The sequence below is a fragment of the Streptomyces sp. NPDC053367 genome (assembly GCF_044545925.1).
Classification (GTDB): domain Bacteria; phylum Actinomycetota; class Actinomycetes; order Streptomycetales; family Streptomycetaceae; genus Streptomyces.
In genome coordinates, this window is sequence record NZ_JBITYN010000001.1 from 844,018 (window position 1) to 864,314 (window position 20,297).

The following is a 20,297-nucleotide window of genomic DNA, read 5'->3' on the forward strand; positions in this document are numbered from 1 at the left end:
CGGGAGGGGAGGTCAGCGGTGGTCGCTGCCCTCCGACTGGGACGCCGCGCGGCCGGCCTCGAGGCGGGCGACCGGGATGCGGAACGGGGAGCAGGAGACGTAGTCGAGGCCGACCTCGTGGAAGAAGTGGACCGACTCGGGGTCGCCGCCGTGCTCGCCGCAGACGCCGAGCTTGATGTCGGGGCGGGTTTCGCGGCCCGCCTTGGCGGCCTGCTTCACCAGGGCGCCGACGCCGTCCTTGTCGATCGTCTCGAACGGCGACACCCCGAAGATGCCCTTCTCCAGGTACGCCGTGAAGAACGAAGCCTCCACGTCGTCGCGGCTGAAGCCCCACACCGTCTGGGTCAGGTCGTTCGTGCCGAAGGAGAAGAACTCCGCGGCCTCGGCGATCTGGCCGGCGGTCACCGCGGCGCGGGGCAGCTCGATCATCGTGCCGATCGAGAGCTTCAGCTGCGTGCCCGTCGCGGCCTCGACCTCCGCGATGACCTGGTCGGCCTCCTCGCGGACGATCTCCAGCTCCTGGACGGTGCCCACGAGCGGGATCATGATCTCGGCGCGCGGGTCGCCCTTGGCGTTCTTGCGCTCGGCGGCGGCCTCGGCGATCGCGCGGACCTGCATGGTGAACAGGCCGGGGATCACCAGGCCGAGGCGTACGCCGCGCAGGCCCAGCATCGGGTTCTGCTCGTGCAGCCGGTGGACCGCCTGGAGCAGGCGCAGCTCGTTCTCGTGCGGCTCCTGCCGGGACTCGGCGAGGGCCACGCGGACCGACAGCTCGGTGATGTCGGGCAGGAACTCGTGCAGCGGCGGGTCCAGGAGGCGGACCGTCACCGGCAGGCCGTCCATCGCGGAGAACAGCTCCACGAAGTCCTTCTTCTGCAGCGGCAGCAGCTGGGCGAGGGCCTCCTCGCGCTCGTCCTCGGTGTCGGCCAGGATCAGCCGCTCGACCAGCTCGCGCCGGTCGCCGAGGAACATGTGCTCGGTGCGGCACAGGCCGATGCCCTGGGCGCCGAACCGGCGGGCGCGCAGCGCGTCCTCGGCGTTGTCGGCGTTGGCGCGTACGCGCAGACGGCGCTTGCGGTCGGCGAAGGCCATGATGCGGTGCACGGCCTGGACCAGCTCGTCGGCGTCGTCGGCGCCGGGGTGCATCCGGCCCTCGAAGTACTCCACGACCGGGGACGGCACGACCGGGACCTCGCCCAGGTAGACCTTGCCGGAGGAGCCGTCGATGGAGATCAGGTCGCCTTCCTCGACGACGTGCCCGCCGGGCACGGTCATCCGGCGGCGCTTGGTGTCGACCTCCAGTTCCTCGGCACCGCAGACACAGGTCTTGCCCATGCCGCGGGCGACGACGGCCGCGTGGGAGGTCTTGCCGCCGCGGGAGGTCAGGATGCCCTCGGCGGCGATCATGCCGTCGAGGTCGTCGGGGTTGGTCTCGCGGCGGATCAGGATGACCTTCTCGCCCGAGCGGGACCACTTCACCGCCGTGTAGGAGTCGAAGACGGCCTTGCCGACCGCGGCGCCCGGCGAGGCGGCGATGCCCCGGCCGACCTGCTCGACCTTCGCCTTCTCGTCGAAGCGGGGGAACATCAGCTGGGCGAGCTGGGCGCCGGTGACGCGCTGCAGCGCCTCGGCCTCGTCGATCAGGCCCTGGTCCACCAGCTGGGTGGCGATGCGGAAGGCCGCGCCCGCCGTGCGCTTGCCGACGCGCGTCTGGAGCATCCAGAGCTGGCCGCGCTCGATGGTGAACTCGATGTCGCAGAGATCCTTGTAGTGGTTCTCCAGGGTCTCCATGATCTGCATCAGCTGGTCGTACGACTTCTTGTCGATCGACTCGAGCTCCGCGAGCGGGACCGTGTTGCGGATGCCCGCGACGACGTCCTCGCCCTGCGCGTTCTGCAGGTAGTCGCCGTACACGCCCTGGTGGCCGGAGGCGGGGTCGCGGGTGAAGGCGACGCCGGTGCCGGAGTCGGGGCCGAGGTTGCCGAAGACCATGGAGCAGACGTTGACCGCGGTGCCCAGGTCGTGCGGGATGCGCTCCTGGCGGCGGTAGAGCTTGGCGCGGTCGCCGTTCCAGGAGTCGAAGACCGCCTTGATCGCGAGGTCCATCTGCTCGCGCGGGTCCTGCGGGAAGTCCCGGCCGGTCTCCTTCTTGACGATCTTCTTGAAGGTGGTGACCAGCTTCTTGAGGTCGGCGGCCTCCAGATCGGTGTCGACCGTGACCTTCTTGGCCTCCTTGGCCTTCTCCAGCGCCTCCTCGAAGAGTTCGCCGTCGACGCCGAGGACGGTCTTGCCGAACATCTGGATCAGGCGGCGGTAGGAGTCCCAGGCGAACCGGTCGTCGCCGGCCTGCTTGGCCAGGCCCTGCACCGACTTGTCGGAGAGGCCGATGTTCAGGACCGTGTCCATCATGCCGGGCATGGAGAACTTGGCGCCCGAGCGGACCGACACCAGCAGCGGGTCGTCGGCCTGGCCGAGCTTCTTGCCCATGCGCTGCTCCAGCGCGTCGAGGTGCGCACTCACCTCGTCACGCAGTGCCACCGGCTCCGCGCCGCTCTCGAGGTAGACCTTGCATGCCTCGGTGGTGATGGTGAAGCCCGGCGGGACGGGAAGACCAAGGTTGGTCATCTCGGCGAGGTTTGCACCTTTTCCGCCGAGAAGATCCTTGAGGTCCTTGTTGCCCTCGGTGAAGTCGTAAACGAACTTTTGATTTTCCGACACGGGTCCCAACTCCTGGAGGACGCGGTGGCTGCCCTGACGTCGAGGAACATACCCAGATCGAAGGCACCTGGGGAGGTCCACTTGCGCGTCATGCGCCTGTAACCAGTCGTCCGCCACCGGATCGAAAGTCAAAGGTGGGTAAGCGAACGAGCCGCACTGTTTTCAACTCTTGAACACAAGACCACTCGGAGACTGACCATCTCGCTCAAATGAGCACTCTTCGGCACGTCTGATTTCGATCGATGAACGATCAAGGGGTGGCACTCAGTGCCACCCCTTGAGGAAGTGCAGTCGCGCTCGATCCGCTCATCTGAGCGCAACCCTTATCATGGGTGGCGAGAATCACGCTCTCACAGGGACCCGGATATCACCATGCGGACCGCTGTCCGGACCGGAAACCCGCTTGTCACCAGCCTGCCTCACACCCCGAGCGCGCGCAGCCGCTCCTCCGCCCGATCGGGTGCGTAGAGGTGCTCCACCACCAGCGCCCCGGCCCCCACCAGCCCCGCCCGCTCCCCCAGCCGCGAGGTGACGATGTCCAGGTGAGCGGTGGAACGCGACAGCGCCCGCTGGTACAGCAGCTCCCGTACGCCGGTCAGGAAGGGAGTTCCGGCCAGATCTCCGGCGATCATCAGCACCCCGGGGTTCAGCAGCGTCACCACGGTCGCCAGCACCTCCCCGACCAGCCGCCCCGCCTCCCGGGCGAGACCCACCGCCTCCGGGTGCCCGGCCGCGAGCAGTCCGCGCACATCTGAGCCGGAGGCCGCCGGCACGCCCGCCTCGGCCAGCCGACGGGCCACCGCGCCACCGCTGGCGACCGCCGCGAGACAGCCGTAGGAACCGCACCGGCACAGCGCCTGCGCGCCCTCCGGCACCCGGATGTGCCCGATGTCCCCGGCGCCGCCGTCGATGCCCCGGTAGACCGAGCCGTCCACCACCACGCCCGCGCCGATACCGGTGGAGACCTTCACCAGGACGAACGCCGAGCAGTCCGGGTGGGCCGTGCGCTGTTCGCCGTACGCCATCAGGTTGGCGTCGTTGTCGACCAGGACCGGCACCTGCCCGGCGCCGGTGTACTCGGTGAACGCCCTGGCCAGCCGGCCTCTTATGTCGTAGCCGTGCCAGCCCGGCATGATCGGCGGCTGCACCACCCGGCCGGTCTCCCTGTCCACCGGGCCCGGCACCGCGAGCCCGATCCCGCACACCTCCTCGGGCCGGTGCCCCGCCCTCGGCAGCAGCTCGGCGAACCAGCGGCCCAGCGCGTCGAGCACCGCGTCCGGGCCGTCCTCGACCAGCAGGATGCCACTGCGCTCGGCACGGATCTCGCCGGTCAGCGACAGCAGGGCCACGCGCGCGTGCCGGGTGTCCAGGTCGGCGGCCAGCACCACCGCGTGCTCGTCGTCGAACTCCAGCGTGATGGAGGGGCGTCCGCCGAGCGGGGAGTCCACCGGACCGCCCGCCCCCTCGCGCAGCCAGCCCGCGCGGAACAGCCGGTCCAGGCGCTGCCCGACGGTGGCCCGGGACAGCCCGGTCGCCTGCTGGAGCGCTCCGCGCGTGGTGGCGCGGCCGCTGCGCACCAGCTCGAGCAGCTCGCCCGCGCTCGCCTGACTCCTGGCAGTCATGCACACCCCCTTGTGTTCCTCAAGTTTGCATTACATATTGAGTTTTGCGTGTTAAATAGGCGTAACCCTGCGGTAGCCACTGCCGAACCGGTCGTCAGTGCCGCCCGTGCCATTCTTGCGGGAGCCCCGAGTGGATCGCACTGCCCAGCTCGTCGCCCACCGGACCGAAATGCCTGTTGCATACGATCCGGCCGTCCACGCCCACCCGTTGCGCGTCGGCGCGGCGCGGGTGCTGGAGGAGAACTGGACCGGGACCTCCACGGTGCCCTCGCGGTCCCTCTACCCGCACCAGTGGTCGTGGGACTCGGCGTTCATCGCGATCGGGCTGCGCCATCTGTCCGCGTTACGGGCGCAGACCGAGCTGGAGACGCTGCTGGCCGCCCAGTGGGCCGACGGGCGCGTCCCGCACATCGTGTTCAACCCGTCCGTGCCGCTCGACGCCTACTTCCCGAGCCCGGACTTCTGGCGCTCCTCCCGCGCGGGCCGCGCTGCGGGCGCCCCGCGCGGGGTGGAGACCTCCGGGATCGTGCAGCCTCCGGTGCACGCGCTCGCCGCCTGGCTGGTGCACCTCGCCGACCCCGAACTCTCCCGCGCCCGCGGCTTCCTGACCCGCCTGTATCCGCGCCTCGCCGCCTGGCACCGCTACCTCCTGCACCGCCGCGACCTCGGCGGAGCCGGCCTCGCCTGTGTGGTGCACCCCTGGGAGCAGGGCATGGACAACGCCCCCAGCTGGGACGCGCCCCTCGCCCGTGTCACCCCTGCCCCGGCCCGCTCCTTCCGCCGCGCCGATCTCGCCCACGGCGCCCCGGAGGACCGTCCGACGGACCTGGACTACGGCAGATATGTGCGGCTGGCGGCGGACTACCGCGACCGCGGCTACGCCGACGGCCCCAGCGGCTTCGCCGTCGAGGACCCCTCCTTCAACGCGCTCCTCATCGCCTCCGAGCACGCCCTCGCCCGGATCGCGCACGAGCTGGGAGCCGCCGGCACGGCCCGGCACGCCCGCGCCGAGCGCCTCACCGCGGCGCTGATCGACCGGCTGTGGGACCCGGCGGCGGGCCAGTTCCTGTGCCGGGACCTGCGCGGCGGCGGACTCCTGCCCGAGCGGGGGGTGTCGGGGCTGGTCCCGCTGATCCTGCCGACGCTGCCGCACGACACCGTCGTACAGCTGGTGCGCACCCTGACCGGACCCCACTTCGGCCTGGGCACGGCGACCCGGCTCGCGCCGAGCTACGACCTGCTCGGCGAGGCCTTCGACCGGCACCGGTACTGGCGCGGGCCGGCCTGGTTCAACACCAACTGGCTGCTGGAGCGCGGCCTGCGCGCCCACGGGGAGCGGGCGCACGCCGACGCCCTGCGCCGCGCGCTGCTGGACACCGCCGGCCGGAGCGGCTTCGCCGAGTACGTCGACCCGTACACCGGCGCGGCCTGCGGGGCGACCGGCTTCGGCTGGACCGCCGCGCTCGCGCTCGACCTGCTGCACACCGGGGACACGCCCGCGACGGGCACGCAGACGTCCGAGTTGAGGGACATGGGAGGGGACCGGGCATGACCGATCGGCAGCATCTGCTCGTGTACGGCGGGACGTTCGCCGCCGTGGGTGACGGCGGCGACATCAGCGGAGTGCGGGGCGGGAGTTTCCCCGACGGGCTGTTCGTGCGGGACGCCCGGCATCTGAGCCGCTGGCAGCTCACGGTCGACGGGGCCGTGCCCGACACGCTCACCCCGGTCGCCGACGGCGACACGGCCCGCTGTGTGCTGGTGCCGCGCGGCGGCCGCCTGGAGCCGGCCGCGTACACGCTGTTCCGTGAACAGGCCGTCGCCGACAGCTCGTTCGTGGAGGTGGTGCGCATCACCAGCAACCGCCCGGTGCCGACCACCCTGCGCCTGGCGATCACCGCCGACGCCGACTTCGCCGACCAGTTCGAGCTGCGCTCCGACCACCGCACCTACGCCAAGCCCGGCGCGGTCCGCCACCGCCAGGCCCTGGACCACGGCGTGGAGTTCACCTACCAGCGCGGCAAATGGCTCTCCCGTACGACGGTCAGCTCCGAGCCCGCCCCGGACGGCGTGGAGGAGACCGGCACGGGCGCCCGGCGCCTCACCTGGACGCTCGACCTGGAGCCGTACGGCACCGCGGAGGTGACCCTGCGGGTGATGGCCCGCCCGCACGGCGAGCAGCGGGCCCTGCGGGTGCCGGCCTCCCCGGCCGCGGTGGACGGGCAACTGCGGTCGCTGGAGGCCCGTTTCGCGGAGGGCGTCGCCTTCCCGACCGGGTGGCCGGAACTGGCCGCGGCCTGCGAGCGGGGTCTCGCCGACCTCGCCGCGCTCCAGGTCCCGGCGCGTGGCCCGGACGGCGAGGAGCTGCGCGTCCCGGCCGCGGGCGCGCCCTGGTTCCTCACCCTGCTGGGCCGCGACGCGCTGCTCACGTCCCTGTTCGCGCTGCCGTACCGGCCGCAGCTGGCCGCCGCGACCCTGCCCGCGCTCGCCGCCACCCAGGCCGGTGAGCACAGCGGCCCGGAGTCGGTGGCGCAGCCCGGGAAGATCGTGCACGAGGTGCGCCACGGCGAGCTGGCCTACTTCCACCAGGTGCCGTACGGCCGCTACTACGGCTCGGTCGACGCCACCCCGCTGTTCCTGGTCCTGCTCGGCGCGTACACCGAGCACACCGGCGACACCTCGCTCGCCCGGCGCCTGCGGTCCCACGCGCGGGCCGCGGTCGGCTGGATGCTCGACCACGGCGGACTGACCTCGCGCGGGTATCTGGTCTACCGCGCCGACCGGGGCGGGCTCGCCAACCAGAACTGGAAGGACTCCCCCGGCGCCATCTGCTGGGCCGACGGCACCCGCCCCACCGGCCCCGTGATGGCCGCGGGCGCCCAGGGCTACGCCTACGACGCCCTGCGCCGCACGGCGTGGCTGGCCCGCACGGTGTGGGAGGACCCGACGTACGCGGCGCTGCTGGAGCAGTCCGCCGCCGATCTGCGCGACCGCTTCCAGCGGGACTTCTGGATGCCGGACCGCTCCTTCCCCGCGCTCGCCCTGGACGGCGAGGGCCGCCAGGTCGACGCGCTCGCCTCGGACGCCGGGCACCTGCTGTGGTCGGGGCTGCTGGACAAGGAGTACGGCGAGCTGGTCGGCCGGCGGCTGCTGGAGCCGGACTTCTTCTCCGGCTGGGGCGTGCGCACCCTGGCCGCGGGGCAGCCCGCCTACCACCCGCTCTCCTACCACCGCGGCTCGGTGTGGCCGCACGACAACGCGCTCATCGCCCTGGGCCTGGCCCGCTACGGCCTGCACGACGAGGCCCGTACGGTCGCGGGCGCCCTGGTCGAGGCGGCCGCCGCCACCGGCAACCGGCTGCCGGAGGTGCTCGCCGGCTACTCCCGCGCGGCCCACGCCGAGCCGGTGCCCTTCCCGTACGCGTGCGTCCGCGAGTCCCGCGCGGCCGCGGCCCCGCTGGCGCTGCTGACCGCGGTGGGAGGGGCGTAGCAAAAGCTGCGTCAAGGGCGTGAACGCTGCCCTCGGCCGCCCCGTACGACAGGGCGGCGGGTCCGGCCCCCGTGCCGGGCCCGCCGTCGTCGTACGGAGGGACGTTGGGGTGAGGGACCTCGGGTTGAAGAACCTCGGGTTGAAGGACCTCGGGTTTAAGGGCCTAGGGGTGAAGGGCCTCGGGGTGAAAGACCCCGGGGTGAGAAGCCTCGGGGTGAAGGGCCTGCGGCCCAAGAACCTCTGGCCGGGGGGCGGCGGGGTCCGGCGTGCCGTGGTCACGGTTTTGTGCTCGCTGCTGGTGCTGGCGGCCCTGCTGCTGCCGAACGCGGTCGCCGCGCTGCGTCCGGTCCGCTTTCTGCGGCTGCCCGGCGAGGCGGTGATCGGGGCGATCGTGCTGCTCGCCGTCCCGCGCCGCGCCAGGACCCCGCTGGCGGTGGCCGGCGGTCTCGGTCTGGCCGCGCTGACGGTCCTGAACGTGCTGGACATCGGCTTCCTGCAGTACCTGGGCCGCGGCTTCAACCCCGTACTGGACTGGGAGCTGCTGGACGACGCGTACGGCTATCTGCGCGACACCCTCGGCGGTTCGGCCGCGCTGGCCGCGGTGGCCGGCACCCTCGCGGGGGTCGGCGCCCTGTTCGCGGTACTGGTGTGGGCCACCGTCCGGCTGGCCGGCGCCCTGGACCGGCACCGCTCCCGGGCCTCCCTCGGGGTGCTGGTCGCCGGGACGGTGTGGGTGACCTGCGCCGCGCTCGGCCTGCAGATCGGCGGCGTGCCGTTCGCGGCCGACCGGGCGGCCCAGGCGGCGCTGAGCCAGGCGCGGCGCGTGCAGGTGACGCTGCGGGACGAGGCGCAGTTCGCCCGGGAGGCGAAGGCCGACGCGTTCGGCGCGACCCCGCCCGCACAGCTGGTGCCGGACCTGCGGGGCAAGGACGTGATCTTCGCGTTCGTCGAGAGCTACGGCCGCAGCGCGATCGAGGACCCGGCGATCGCGCCCGGGGTGACGGCCACGCTGGACGCGCGCACCGAGGCCCTGCGCAGGGCCGGCTTCCAGGCGCGCAGCGGCTGGCTGACCTCGGCGACGTACGGCGGCGGCAGCTGGCTGGGGCACTCCACCTTCCTGTCGGGCCTGTGGATCGCCAACCAGGCCCGCTACCGCACGGTCACCACCGGCGACCACCTCACCCTCACCAAGGCGTTCCGCAAGACGGGCGCCTGGCGCACGGTCGGCATCGTGCCCGGGGTGCGCAAGGGCTGGCCGGAGGCGCGGTTCTACGGCCTCGACCATGTCTACGACGCCCACCACCTCGGCTACCGGGGTCCGAAGTTCAGCTGGTCGACGATGCCGGACCAGTTCGCGCTGGAGGCGTTCCAGCGCCTGGAGCACGGCCGGCGGCACGACAAGCCGCTGATGGCGGAGGTCATCCTGACGTCCAGTCACCAGCCGTGGGCGCCGATCCCGCGCACGGTCGGCTGGGACGAGCTGGGCGACGGCCGGATCTTCGACGGCATCGAGAAGGCGGGCCTGGACCCGGAGGACGTCATCGCCGACTCGGCGCGCTCGAAGCGGGAGTACGGCAGGTCGGTGCAGTACTCGGTGACCAGCCTGACCCAGTGGCTCCAGCGCTACGGCACCGACGACACGGTGCTGGTCTTCCTCGGCGACCACCAGCCGATCGCCCGGGTCAGCGGCGACCACGCGAGCCGCGATGTGCCGGTGTCGGTCGTCGCCCGCGACCCGAAGGTGCTGGCCGCGATCGACGACTGGGGCTGGACACGGGGCCTGCGGCCCGCGCGCACGGCTCCGGTGTGGAAGATGAGCGCCTTCCGCGACCGTTTCCTGAGGGCGTACGGGTCCGTCCCGCGGCCGACGAAGGACTGAACGGGAGCGGGCCGGGGTCGGCCCGGGGTCCGGCCTGGGGGGAGTCGGGAGTCGGAGGTCGGCGCGACGTCCCGGAGAGCATCCGGGAAGGCGCACGGCCGGTCGGCCTCGCCGGTCAGCCGGAGGCGGCGGAGTAGGCGGAATGGGCCGGCGAGGTGTCCGGAGCAGGCGGACGGCCGGGCGCCCGCCCCGGTCGGCCACGGTGACGCCCATCCCGACGGCCCCCTGCCGGACGGCCACCGGAAGTGCCCCGCCCGGCGCCCGCGCCGACCGGCCGCCGGACGTACCCCGCCCCGCGCGTACGCCGGTCAGCCGCCGGACGTACCCCGCCCCGCGCGTACGCCGCTCAGCCGCCGGAGGTGTCCAGCTCGGCGTCCTCGCCGACGCCCGCGCAGTCGTAGGGGTCCTTGAGCCAGCCGTCGGGCAGCACCACGCGGTTGTTGCCGGACGTACGGCCGCGGGGCCCGTCGGCGCCGGCGGGCCAGGCCTGGTCGAGGTCCAGCTCGTCGAGCCCGGCGCGCAGCTCCTCCAGGGAGGAGGTGACGGCGAGCCGCTTGCGCATCTCGGAGCCGACCGAGAAGCCCTTGAGGTACCAGGCCACGTGCTTGCGGAAGTCGATGACCCCGCGCGACTCGTCCCCGATCCACTCGCCGAGCAGGGTGGCGTGCCGGACCATGACGTCGGCGACCTCGCGCAGCGACGGCCGCGCGATGTCGTCGGTCCGTCCCTCGAAGGCGGCGACGAGGTCGGCGAACAGCCACGGCCGGCCCAGGCATCCGCGCCCGACGACGACGCCGTCGCAGCCGGTCTCGCGCACCATCCGCAGGGCGTCCTCGGCGGACCAGATGTCGCCGTTGCCGAGCACGGGGATCTCCGGCACATGCTCCTTGAGACGGGCGATGGCGTCCCAGTCGGCGGTGCCGCCGTAGTGCTGGGCGGTGGTGCGGCCGTGCAGGGCGATGGCGGTGACGCCCTCCTCGACGGCGATCCGGCCGGCGTCGAGGTAGGTGAGGTGGTCGTCGTCGATGCCCTTGCGCATCTTCATGGTGACGGGCAGGTCGCCGGCGCCGCCGACGGCCTCGCGCAGGATGGCCCGCAGCAGGTTGCGCTTGTACGGCAGGGCCGAGCCGCCGCCCTTGCGGGTCACCTTGGGGACCGGGCAGCCGAAGTTCAGGTCGATGTGGTCGGCGAGGTCCTCCTCGACGATCATGCGGACGGCCTTGCCGACGGTGACCGGGTCGACGCCGTACAGCTGGATCGAGCGCGGCTTCTCCGTCGCGTCGAAGTGGATCAGCTGCATGGTCTTGTCGTTGCGCTCGACCAGCGCCCGGGTGGTGATCATCTCGCTGACGAACAGGCCCTTGCCGCCGGAGAACTCCCTGCACAGGGTGCGGAAGGGCGCGTTCGTGATCCCGGCCATGGGGGCCAGGACGACGGGCGGCTGGACGCGGTGGGGGCCGATCGTGAGCGTGGACGCGGGCGTGGAGGTGGCCGTGGACATGCCTCCATTGTGCCGTGCGGCAGGCTTGGGAAAGTCTTTAGTTAGGCGCACTATTGAACAGTGATCGCGGGCCTCGCCATGACGGCGAGCGCGGTCATGTTCGCCGCCGGGGCCCAGTCGTCCACGGCCGGGCTGTTCACGGGCTACCTGCTGTTCGGGATCGGCTTCGGCTTCGTGAACGCGCCGATCACCGACACGGCCGTGTCGGGCATGCCCCGCGCCCAGGCCGGCGTGGCCGCCGCGGTGGCCTCCACCAGCCGCCAGCTGGGCCAGACCCTCGGCGTGGCGGTGGTGGGCGCGGTCCTGGCGTCGGGGGCGGGCTGGTGGGTGCTGGTGGGCTGCGGTGCGGCGGTCCTGCTGGTGGGGCCGGCGAGCAGCGGCGGCTGGGCCCGGCGGACGGCGGAACGGGCCGCCGGCCGGCTGGAGGGGGCGGAGGCCCGCGAGACCGTGGGCGCGTGATGCCGAGGATGGAGTAGTCCCGGAGGAAAGGGCCGATCAACCCCCTTACCGTCGGAATATGCCACCTTCACGCGTGCGCAGTCTGGTCATGGCCGGCGTCCTCGGTCTCATCGCGGTGCTCGGGGTCGTCTGGCTGGTCGACAGCGCCACGACCGACGGTGAGAAGACCTCCGGCGAGGGAACGACGACCGGCTCCGCGGAGACGCCGGGCGGTGGTGACTCGGACTCCGGCACCGACTCCGACACAGACACGGGGACGGGCTCCACCGGTGGCCGTACGGGGGACGCGGACGGGGACGGGGATGGGGATGGGGACGGCGGCCGGAAGTCCCTTCACGTGAACGGCGTGCAGATCAACGGCTCCGGTGAGAACGGTTGCCTCGTGGCCCTCAATCAGACGGGCAGCGCCGCCACCATCACGGGCATCTCCTTCAGGGTCACCGGTGGACCGGCCCCGAGACCGGCGGTCAGCTCCGACAACGGCGCCCACTGCACGGCCGAGGGGTACTCCGCCGACTTCTGCGAGGGCGCCACAGTGGCGGCGGGAGACGGGTGTGTGGCGGGAGTGGTTCTCGCGCAGGGCGCCAAACCGGGCACCTACTCCATCGACGGAATCGCCGAGGCCACCTTCCGGTGCGAGAACACCACGACCGCTCCGTGTGCGATGGTGCGGGACTGGCAGGGCGCGACGCCGACGTCGCAGAACCCCGTGACCATCGTCGGCACGAGTCCTACGGATGCGCCCCTGCACACGACCATCACCGTCCCCGGCGCCACCACCTCCAAGCCCGTCGCCCCGTCCGAGCCGGTCAGCCCGCCGCAGCCCGACTCCCCGCCGGAACCCGACAGCCCGCCCGAACCCGACAGCCCGCCCGAGCCGGACAGTCCGCCGGTGTCCGAGGACTCGGCGCCGGAGGACCCGGAGGAGCCGGAATGACGGACGCGGGCCCGCCGCCTCCCGAACCCGCCGGTGAGCAGGCCGTCTCGGCACGGCTGCGGCGGATCGCGGAGGCGCTGGGCCCGGCGACGCTGGCGACGGCGCTGCTGGTGTACTTCGGCTATGTGGCCACCCGCGCACGCTACGAGTACTTCGGCGTGCCGGTGGACCTGACCGGCCGGTCGAACCAGGACATGATGCTGGACGGCCTGGAGGTCGTCTTCGTCCCGGCGGCGATGATCTTCCTCGGTGTGCTCCTGATCGTGGGGGTGCACGCCCTCGTCCGGTGCCTGCTCTCCCGCGAGAGCGACGCGAACGCCTATCTGGCGTACGGCTTCGTACTGGTCGGTGTCCTGCTGATCGCCCGGGCGATCATCGGCATCTTCCTCCAGGGCCCCGAGACCAGCGTGGTCTTCGGCGTCACTCCGCTCGCCCTGGCCCTCGGCCCGGCGGCGGTGGCGTACGGCGTCTGGATCGAGGGGCAGCGGCGCGGGAGCCCCCTGCTGCCGCAGAACCTGGCCAGGAACGGCGTGCTGTGCGCCGTCGCCCTGGGCGTCGCCGGGCTGTTCTGGGGGTCCACCCAGCTGGCGTGGGCGTACGGGACCGGCCGGGGCGAGCAGGACGCGGCCGGGCTCGGCGACCGCCCGGAGGTCGTCGTCGACGCCAAGGAGCCGCTCGACGACCTGCCGCCGGGTGTGACGGGGACGCGGCTCCGCGGGGACGGCGCGTACCGCCACCGCTACAGCGGATTCCGGCTGCTGCTGGCGTCCGGCGGCCGGCTGTTCCTGGTGTCGCCCGGCTGGAGGCACGGCCGGGACCAGACGATCGTGCTGCCGTACGGGAAGGACATCCGGGTCCGGCTCGTACCGCAGACCTGATCCTCAGCCGGCGCGCTCCAGCGCGATCCCGTGCAGCCGCACCAGCCGTTCGCGGCTCACCTCGTCCGCCGGTGCGTACGTCACCATGCGGGGCCCCGTCTCGGGGCCCAGCCACAGGTCGGTGTGGTCGACGACGATCAGGCCGACATGGCGGTTGAGGAACTCCTTGCGCTTGGTGCGGTGGGCGACGACCTCGTGCCGGTCCCACTCCTCGCAGAAGTCCGGGGACTCGGCGCGGAGCCGCTTGAGGAGCATCTTCCAGGCGGGGTCGCCGAGATGCCCGGCCATGGCGGCGCGGAAGCGGGCGGCCATCAGGCGCTGGGCGTCGGCGAGATGGACGATCGAGGAGCGCCACTCCTCGTTCGTGTAGGAGAGGATCATGCAGTTGCGGTCCTCGGCCGGCACCCGGTCCAGGTCGCAGAGCAGCATTCCGTAGGTGCGGTTGTAGGCGAGGATGTCGTACCGGCTGTTCTGCAGACAGGCGGGGAACGGCTCCAGTTGCGCGAGGACGGCCCGCAGCGCGGGTGTCACCGAGGGGCAGGCCGTCGCCGGGGTCGGGTCGACGGCCCCGGCGAGCCGGAAGAGGTGGGCGCGCTCGACCGGGTCGAGCAGGAGGGTGCGGGCGAGGGCGTCGAGGACCTGCACGGAGACCTGGATGGGCCGCGCCTGCTCCAGCCATGTGTACCAGGTGACGCCGACCGCGGAGAGCTGGGCCACCTCCTCGCGGCGCAGGCCCGGTGTGCGGCGCCGGCGGCCGCGTGGCAGGCCCACCTGCTCGGGGCCGATGTGCTCACGGCGGTGGCGCAGGAAGGCGGCGAGTTCGTGGCGGCGGATCTCGGCGACCGCCGGGCGCGAGGCCGCCTGCTCCGCGGCCGGGGTCTCCTGGGCAGCCATGGTCGTCATGGTCCCATCGTGCCGGGCCCCCGACCCTGTTGCCAGGTAGTCCTTGTACCAGGACAAGGACACTCTGGTACCCGTCTGGGCGGCGGCGCAGGCTCGACGGCGTGACCGAAACCATGACTTCACGCCAGGTCCGCTCGCCGGTGCGGCCCGTGCTCGGCGGCCTCGGACTGTTCACCGTGCTGCTCGGAGCGGCACTGCCCCTCGTCGACTTCTTCATCGTCAATGTGGCCCTGCCCGACATCGGCCGTGACCTCGCGGCGGACGAGTCTCTCCTGGAGCTGGTGGTGGCCGGGTACGGGGTCGCGTACGCGGTGCTGCTGGTCCTCGGCGGCCGGCTGGGCGACCAGTTCGGGCGGCGCAGGCTGTTCCTGGCCGGTATGGCGGCCTTCGGGCTGACCTCGCTGGCGTGCGGGCTCGCGCCGGGCGCGTGGAGCCTGGTCGCGGCGCGGATCGCGCAGGGCGCGGCGGCCGCCGTGATGCTGCCGCAGGTGCTGGCCACCGTGCAGGCGACGACGACCGGTCCGCGCCGGGCCCGCGCGATGAGCCTGTACGGCGCCACGGCCGGCCTGTCGATGGTGGCGGGGCAGATCCTGGGCGGACTGCTGGTCGCCGCGGACGTGGCGGGCATCGGCTGGCGGGCGGTGTTCCTGGTGAACGTGCCGGTCGTGCTGGCCGGTCTGGTGCTGGCCGTGCGGGCGCTGCCGGAGACGCGCTCGCCGCGCCCGGAGCCGCTGGACGGCCCGGGCACGGTCCTGCTGGCGGTGTCCCTGCTGACGCTGCTGGCCCCGCTCACCGAGGGCCGGGCGGCCGACTGGCCGCTGTGGACGTGGCTGTCGCTGGCCGCGTTCCCGTTCGCCGCGGCCGGGTTCTACGCGGTGGAGCGGCGGGCGGACCGGGCGGGGCGTACGCCGCTGGTGCCGCCGAGCCTGTTCGCGGTGACGTCGCTGCGGCGCGGGCTGGTGATGATCCTGCCGTTCTCGGTCGGCTTCAGCGGGTTCATGTTCGTGGTCGCGGTCGCGCTCCAGCGGGGGGCGGGGCTCGGCCCGGTGGCGGCGGGGCTGGCGCTGGCGCCGCTGGCGGTGGCGTTCTTCTTCCTGTCGCTGGCCGGGCCGCGGCTGGTGGCGCGGTTCGGCACCCGCGTGGTGACCGCCGGCGCGGTGCTCCAGGCGGTGGGCATCGGGCTGCTGGCGCTGGCCTTCCGGCGCAGCTGGCCGGACCCGGACGTGCTGACGCTGCTGCCGGGCGGGGCGATCGCGGGGGCGGGGCAGGCGATGCAACTGCCCGTCGTCTACCGGATCGTGATGTCCGAGGTGCCGCCGGAGCGCGCCGGGGTCGGCAGCGGGGTGATGAACACGACCCAGCAGTCGGCGCTGGCGCTGGGCGTGGCCACGCTCGGCTCGCTGTTCCTCTCGCTCGTCCCGTCCATGGGCATGCGGGACGCGCTGGTGGTCACGCTGCTGGTGCAGCTGGCGGGGATCGTGGTGACGGGGCTGCTGAGCCTGCGGCTGCCGCGGACGATCGCCTGACGGTGCCTGTGACAGGGCTGTGACCGGAGGAGTGGCTTCCGTCACAGCCCTGGGGTGAGGGTGACTGGTCGGGTGGGCACAGGCACGTCCGCTCACCGGGAGGAAGCCGGACCATGATGATTCTGCTGGCCGGCCCCGCCTTCCTCGCCGCCGCCGTCGGCGTGGTCCTCGCCGTCGTCGCGGTCCTCGGCGCCGCTCTGCCCGGCCGGCCCGGGAACTGGCGCCGACTGCTGGTGCGGCGGGCCGCCTGGCTGGCCGCCACGGCGGCCGCGGCCCTCTACCTGTGGGGGGCCTTCGGGGTGGCGGCCTCGGAGAGCGCCTTCGGTGACGGCGCCGACTCGGTCCCCGCCCCGGCCTGCCGCGACGACGACATCCCGCCGGAGACCGTCGAGGGGCTGTCCCACCACCGGGCGTCGTATCTGCCGCTGGCCTTCGACTGCGTCCGCGAGGACGGCAGCGTCTACACGTCGGACCCGTACTACGGCGTGGCGAACCGCGCGGTCCCCGTCCTCGCCGTCTCCGCCGCCCTGCTCGGGGTCGGCGCGGGCTACGCGTCCGAACGCCGTCTCAGGCGCGCAGCCCCCGCAGCACCAGGTCGGCCACGGCCGTGAACTCGGCGTCGATGCCGGGCCGTTCCCACTCCTTGGCGTAGTACGGGTCGTGGAAGCGGCCGGTCGCCTGGAACACGGCGAGGGCCGTGGCGGCCGGGTCGGCGGCGGTGAAGGTGCCGTCGGCGACGCCCGCCTCGATGATCCGGGTGAGCTGGCCGGCCAGGTCGGTGATGTGCTCGCCGACCGCGGCGGTGTTCTCCCCGGTGAGCACCATGTAGGTGGCGAACAGCTCGGGGTCGTCCCCGGCCTTGCGGCGCTTGGCCTCGAACAGCGCCGCGAGCCAGTCCCGCAGCCGGGCCCGCGGGTCGCGCTCCTCGGCCACGATCACGGACAGCGTCTCGGCGGTGCGGTCCAGCCACCGCTTGGTGACCGCCTCGCGCAGCGCCGCCTTGGTGCGGAAGTGCCGGTAGACGCTGCCGTGGCTGACCCCGAGCGCCCGGGCCACGTCGACCACGGTGGCCTTCGCCGGGCCGTGGCGGCGCAGCACCTCCTCGGTGGCTTCGAGGATGCGCTCGGCGGTCAGGGTCTCGGTGGTCGCTGCCATGCCCTAGACGGTACCCGTCGCCCCGGACGGTGGCCGTCGCCGTCACTCGCTCCCGAGGTGAGCCATCTGCGCGGCCGGGTAGCGCTCGCCCGCCGCCGCGCCGGCCGGTACGGCCTCCTCGATCGCGGTGAGGTCGGCGGCGTCCAGGGTGACGTCCAGGGCGCCCAGGGACTCGGCCAGCCGCTCACGGGTGCGGGCGCCGACCAGCGGGACGATGTCCTCGCCGCGGCCGAGCACCCAGGCGATGGCGATCTGCGCGACGCTGACGCCCTTCTCCGCGGCGATCTTGCGCAGCGCCTCGACGAGGTTCAGGTTGTGGCGGAGGTTGTCGCCCTGGAAGCGGGGCGACATGGCCCGGAAGTCGCCCGCGCCGAGCTGCCGGTCGGCCGTGAAGTGGCCGGAGATCAGGCCGCGGGAGAGCACGCCGTACGCGGTGACGGCGATGCCGAGCTCGCGGGTGACGGGCAGGATCTCGTCCTCGATGCCGCGGGAGATGAGCGAGTACTCGATCTGGAGGTCGGAGATCGGGGCGGTGGCGGCGGCCCTGCGGACGGTGTCGGCGCCGACCTCGCTGAGGCCGATGTGCCGGACGTAGCCCTTCTCGACCAGCTCGGCGATGGCGCCGACGGTCTCCTCGATCGGGACGTCGGGGTCGAGGCGGGCGATGCGGTAGACGTCGATGTGGTCGACGCCCAGGCGCTGGAGGGAGTAGGCGGCGAAGTTCTTCACCGCGGCCGGGCGCCCGTCGTAGCCGCTCCAGCCGCCGTCGGGGTCGCGCAGGGCGCCGAACTTCACGCTGACCAGGGCCTGTTCGCGCCGGGCCGCGGGCGCGCCGCGCAGTGCCTCGCCGATCAGCAGTTCGTTGTGGCCCATGCCGTAGAAGTCGCCGGTGTCGAGCAGGGTCACGCCGGCCTCCAGGGCGGCGTGGACGGTCGCGACGGACTCGGCCCGGTCGGCCTCGCCGTACAGCGCGGACATGCCCATGCAGCCGAGGCCGAGGGCGGAGACCTGGGGACCGGTGGTGCCGAGGGTGCGTGTCTGGATGGTCATGGCGTCCACCCTGCCATGACGGCTGACAGATTTCAATATCTGTCACTCCATACTTGTCAGCCATGCTTCCAGGGCCGGACGTTGGTCCAGACCTATTGACGAAAGGTCTGGACCAGAGCACTGTCTGTCATGTCTACGGCACCTCACCGCACCCCCACCGGGAGGCCCCGCATGTTCGGACGTCTGCTCTCCGGCGCGCTCACCGCGGCGCTCCTCGTCCCCCTCGGACTCGCCACCGCTCCCGCCGCCTCCGCCGTCTCCGCCGCCCCTGCCGCGGAGACCTGCGCCCTGAAGCCCCGTCCCACCGGCAAGGTCCTCCAGGGCTACTGGGAGAACTGGGACGGCGCCGCGAACGGCGTCCACCCGCCCTTCGGCTGGACCCCGATCACGGACTCCCGCATCCCCGCTCACGGCTACAACGTGATCAACGCGGCCTTCCCCGTCATCCGCTCCGACGGCACCGCGCTGTGGGAGGACGGCATGGACAGCGGCGTGAAGGTGGCCACCCCCGCCGAGATGTGCGCGGCGAAGGCGGCCGGGCAGACGATCCTGCTGTCCATCGGCGGCGCCACGGCCGGCATCGACCTCAACTCCACGGCGGTGGCCGACCGTTTCGTCGCGACGATCGTCCCGGTCCTCCAGAAGTACAACTTCGACGGCATCGACATCGACATCGAGACCGGCCTGGTCGGCAGCGGCAGCATCACCCAGCTGTCCACGTCCCAGGCCAACCTGATCCGGATCATCGACGGCGTCCTGGCCCGTATGCCGGCCGGCTTCGGCCTCACCATGGCGCCCGAGACGGCGTACGTCACCGGCGGCAGCATCGTCTACGGCTCCATCTGGGGCGCCTACCTGCCGGTCATCAAGAAGTACGCCGACAACGGCCGCCTGTGGTGGCTGAACATGCAGTACTACAACGGCAGCATGTACGGCTGCTCCGGCGACTCCTACTCCGCGGGCACCGTCGCCGGCTTCGTCGCCCAGACCGACTGCCTGAACCGGGGCCTGGTCGTGCAGGGCACCACGATCCGGGTCCCGTACGACAAGCAGGTCCCGGGACTTCCGGCCCAGCCGGGTGCGGGCGGCGGCTACATGTCCCCCAGCCTGGTCTCCCAGGCGTGGCGGCACTACGGCACGTCCCTCAAGGGGCTGATGACCTGGTCGGTCAACTGGGACGGCTCGCGCGGCTGGACCTTCGGCGACAACGTCAGGGCGCTGCAGGGACGTTGACCTGGGCGGGCACCCCGAGCACCCGCAGCATCGCCCGGGTCGCCGGGCTCGGGTTGAACCGGCTCCACGCCAGACACTCCAGCCGGTGCGGCCCGTCCACCACCGGCACCAGCGCCAGCTCGGGGTCTGCCGCGGCCAGCGGCCGGATGAACGCCGACGGCAGCAGCGCCACCCCGAGCCCGCGCGCGGTCAGCCGCGTGATCATCTCCACCACCCCAACCTCGTACGCCACGTCCCGCGCCAGCCCGGCCGCCGCGAACGCCCGGTCGGACTGGGCCCGCGCGGGCGTGCCCAGCATGAAGTCCACGAACGTCTCCCCGGCGATGTCCCGCAACGCCACCCGCGACGCCCCGGCGAGCCGGTGCCCGGCCGGCACCACCAGCACATGCTCGTCGTGGTCGAGGACCAACGTCTGCACCCCGGACGGCAGTTCCCCCTCCGGCAGCCCCAGGAAGGCGATGTCCAGCTCGCCGTCCCGGATAGCCGCCACCAGATCGTCACTGCGCCCCGACCGCAGCACGACCCGCACCTCGGGATAGCGCGCCCGGTACCGCTGGAGCAGTTCGGGTACGTCGACGGCGGCCGCGGTGACGATCACCCCGACGGCCAGTCTGCCCCGCACCACCCCCGCCGCCGCGGAGGCGTCCGCCACCGCCCGGTCGGCCGCCTCCAGGCACTCCCGGGCCCGCAGCACGAACGCCTCCCCCGCCGGCGTCGGCTCCACCCGGCGGCTGGACCGCGCGAACAGCCGTACCCCCAGCTCCCGTTCGAGACCGGCGATCCGGTGGCTCAGGGACGACTGCACCACGGAGCACCGCTCTGCGGCCCGCGTGAAGTTGCGGGTCTCGGCGACGGCGACGACGTACCGCATCTGCTGGAGATCCATGCGATGCATGGTCGTCGGCCATGACTGCCATCGCAACCATGCTTTGGAACGATGGGCGGGG

Annotated in this window: 15 protein-coding genes and 1 pseudogene; 9 read left to right on the forward strand and 7 right to left on the reverse strand. The window is 72.9% G+C overall.

Annotated elements, in window-relative coordinates; translation table 11 throughout:
• Positions 1 to 12 precede the first annotated feature (12 nt).
• Together ppdK and ACIGXJ_RS03925 are read right to left on the reverse strand one after the other, a co-directional pair.
• Entirely contained in the window at positions 13 to 2,727 is a 2,715-nt protein-coding gene (gene ppdK / locus ACIGXJ_RS03920) for a pyruvate, phosphate dikinase (protein ID WP_399641289.1), read from the reverse strand.
• Between the two features lie 410 nt (positions 2,728 to 3,137).
• On the reverse strand, positions 3,138 to 4,340 hold the full coding sequence (locus ACIGXJ_RS03925; protein ID WP_399641292.1) for an ROK family protein: 1,203 nt from the start codon (positions 4,338 to 4,340) through the stop codon (positions 3,138 to 3,140).
• A 169-nt stretch (positions 4,341 to 4,509) separates the two neighbouring features.
• Between ACIGXJ_RS03925 and ACIGXJ_RS03930 the strand changes: the two genes are divergently transcribed.
• The 3 genes from ACIGXJ_RS03930 to ACIGXJ_RS03940 all read left to right on the forward strand — a co-directional run bounded on the left by ACIGXJ_RS03930 (position 4,510) and on the right by ACIGXJ_RS03940 (position 9,708).
• Positions 4,510 to 5,892 carry an MGH1-like glycoside hydrolase domain-containing protein gene (locus tag ACIGXJ_RS03930; protein WP_399641295.1) on the forward strand — a complete coding sequence of 461 codons (1,383 nt, stop codon included), beginning with the start codon at positions 4,510 to 4,512 and terminating at the stop codon, positions 5,890 to 5,892.
• Positions 5,889 to 7,829 carry a glycogen debranching N-terminal domain-containing protein gene (locus tag ACIGXJ_RS03935; protein ID WP_399641298.1) on the forward strand — a complete coding sequence of 647 codons (1,941 nt, stop codon included), beginning with the start codon at positions 5,889 to 5,891 and terminating at the stop codon, positions 7,827 to 7,829. Before ACIGXJ_RS03930 ends, ACIGXJ_RS03935 begins: the two co-directional genes overlap by 4 nt.
• Positions 7,830 to 8,028: 199 nt before the next feature.
• Positions 8,029 to 9,708 (forward strand): CDP-alcohol phosphatidyltransferase, encoded by a 1,680-nt coding sequence (locus ACIGXJ_RS03940; protein WP_399641301.1) that lies wholly within the window; start codon positions 8,029 to 8,031, stop codon positions 9,706 to 9,708.
• A gap of 346 nt (positions 9,709 to 10,054) precedes the next feature.
• Here the strand turns inward: ACIGXJ_RS03940 and dusB are convergent, their stop codons facing one another.
• Positions 10,055 to 11,209 carry a tRNA dihydrouridine synthase DusB gene (gene dusB / locus ACIGXJ_RS03945; RefSeq protein WP_399641305.1) on the reverse strand — a complete coding sequence of 385 codons (1,155 nt, stop codon included), beginning with the start codon at positions 11,207 to 11,209 and terminating at the stop codon, positions 10,055 to 10,057.
• Between the two features lie 60 nt (positions 11,210 to 11,269).
• Between dusB and ACIGXJ_RS03950 the strand changes: the two are divergent.
• The 3 genes and pseudogenes from ACIGXJ_RS03950 to ACIGXJ_RS03960 all read left to right on the forward strand — a co-directional run.
• Positions 11,270 to 11,668: pseudogene (locus ACIGXJ_RS03950) on the forward strand (MFS transporter); the annotation flags it as partial.
• Between the two features lie 58 nt (positions 11,669 to 11,726).
• Positions 11,727 to 12,605, forward strand: a complete 879-nt coding sequence (locus ACIGXJ_RS03955) for a hypothetical protein (protein ID WP_399641307.1) — start codon at positions 11,727 to 11,729, stop codon at positions 12,603 to 12,605.
• Positions 12,602 to 13,483, forward strand: a complete 882-nt coding sequence (locus ACIGXJ_RS03960) for a hypothetical protein (RefSeq protein WP_399641309.1) — start codon at positions 12,602 to 12,604, stop codon at positions 13,481 to 13,483. Before ACIGXJ_RS03955 ends, ACIGXJ_RS03960 begins: the two co-directional genes overlap by 4 nt.
• Positions 13,484 to 13,486: 3 nt before the next feature.
• Here the strand turns inward: ACIGXJ_RS03960 and ACIGXJ_RS03965 are convergent, their stop codons facing one another.
• Positions 13,487 to 14,386 carry a helix-turn-helix transcriptional regulator gene (locus ACIGXJ_RS03965; RefSeq protein WP_399641312.1) on the reverse strand — a complete coding sequence of 300 codons (900 nt, stop codon included), beginning with the start codon at positions 14,384 to 14,386 and terminating at the stop codon, positions 13,487 to 13,489.
• Between the two features lie 101 nt (positions 14,387 to 14,487).
• Between ACIGXJ_RS03965 and ACIGXJ_RS03970 the strand changes: the two genes are divergently transcribed.
• Together ACIGXJ_RS03970 and ACIGXJ_RS03975 are read left to right on the forward strand one after the other, a co-directional pair.
• Complete coding sequence (locus ACIGXJ_RS03970; protein ID WP_399641314.1) at positions 14,488 to 15,912, forward strand: MFS transporter; 1,425 nt, start codon at positions 14,488 to 14,490, stop codon at positions 15,910 to 15,912.
• A gap of 113 nt (positions 15,913 to 16,025) precedes the next feature.
• Entirely contained in the window at positions 16,026 to 16,523 is a 498-nt protein-coding gene (locus ACIGXJ_RS03975) for a hypothetical protein (RefSeq protein ID WP_399641316.1), read from the forward strand.
• Here the strand turns inward: ACIGXJ_RS03975 and ACIGXJ_RS03980 are convergent.
• Positions 16,480 to 17,067, reverse strand: coding sequence for a TetR/AcrR family transcriptional regulator (locus ACIGXJ_RS03980; RefSeq protein ID WP_399641318.1), 588 nt, complete (start codon positions 17,065 to 17,067; stop codon positions 16,480 to 16,482). The two genes, ACIGXJ_RS03975 and ACIGXJ_RS03980, sit on opposite strands and share 44 nt — an antisense overlap.
• 42 nt (positions 17,068 to 17,109) lie before the next feature.
• Complete coding sequence (locus ACIGXJ_RS03985; RefSeq protein ID WP_399641321.1) at positions 17,110 to 18,117, reverse strand: aldo/keto reductase; 1,008 nt, start codon at positions 18,115 to 18,117, stop codon at positions 17,110 to 17,112.
• Positions 18,118 to 18,288: 171 nt separating this feature from the next.
• On the opposite strand from ACIGXJ_RS03985, the gene ACIGXJ_RS03990 reads away from it, so the two are divergent.
• Complete coding sequence (locus tag ACIGXJ_RS03990; protein WP_399641323.1) at positions 18,289 to 19,350, forward strand: chitinase; 1,062 nt, start codon at positions 18,289 to 18,291, stop codon at positions 19,348 to 19,350.
• Here ACIGXJ_RS03990 and ACIGXJ_RS03995 read toward each other — a convergent pair.
• On the reverse strand, positions 19,328 to 20,236 hold the full coding sequence (locus ACIGXJ_RS03995) for a LysR family transcriptional regulator (protein ID WP_399641325.1): 909 nt from the start codon (positions 20,234 to 20,236) through the stop codon (positions 19,328 to 19,330). The genes ACIGXJ_RS03990 and ACIGXJ_RS03995 overlap by 23 nt on opposite strands.
• Positions 20,237 to 20,297: the final 61 nt, after the last annotated feature.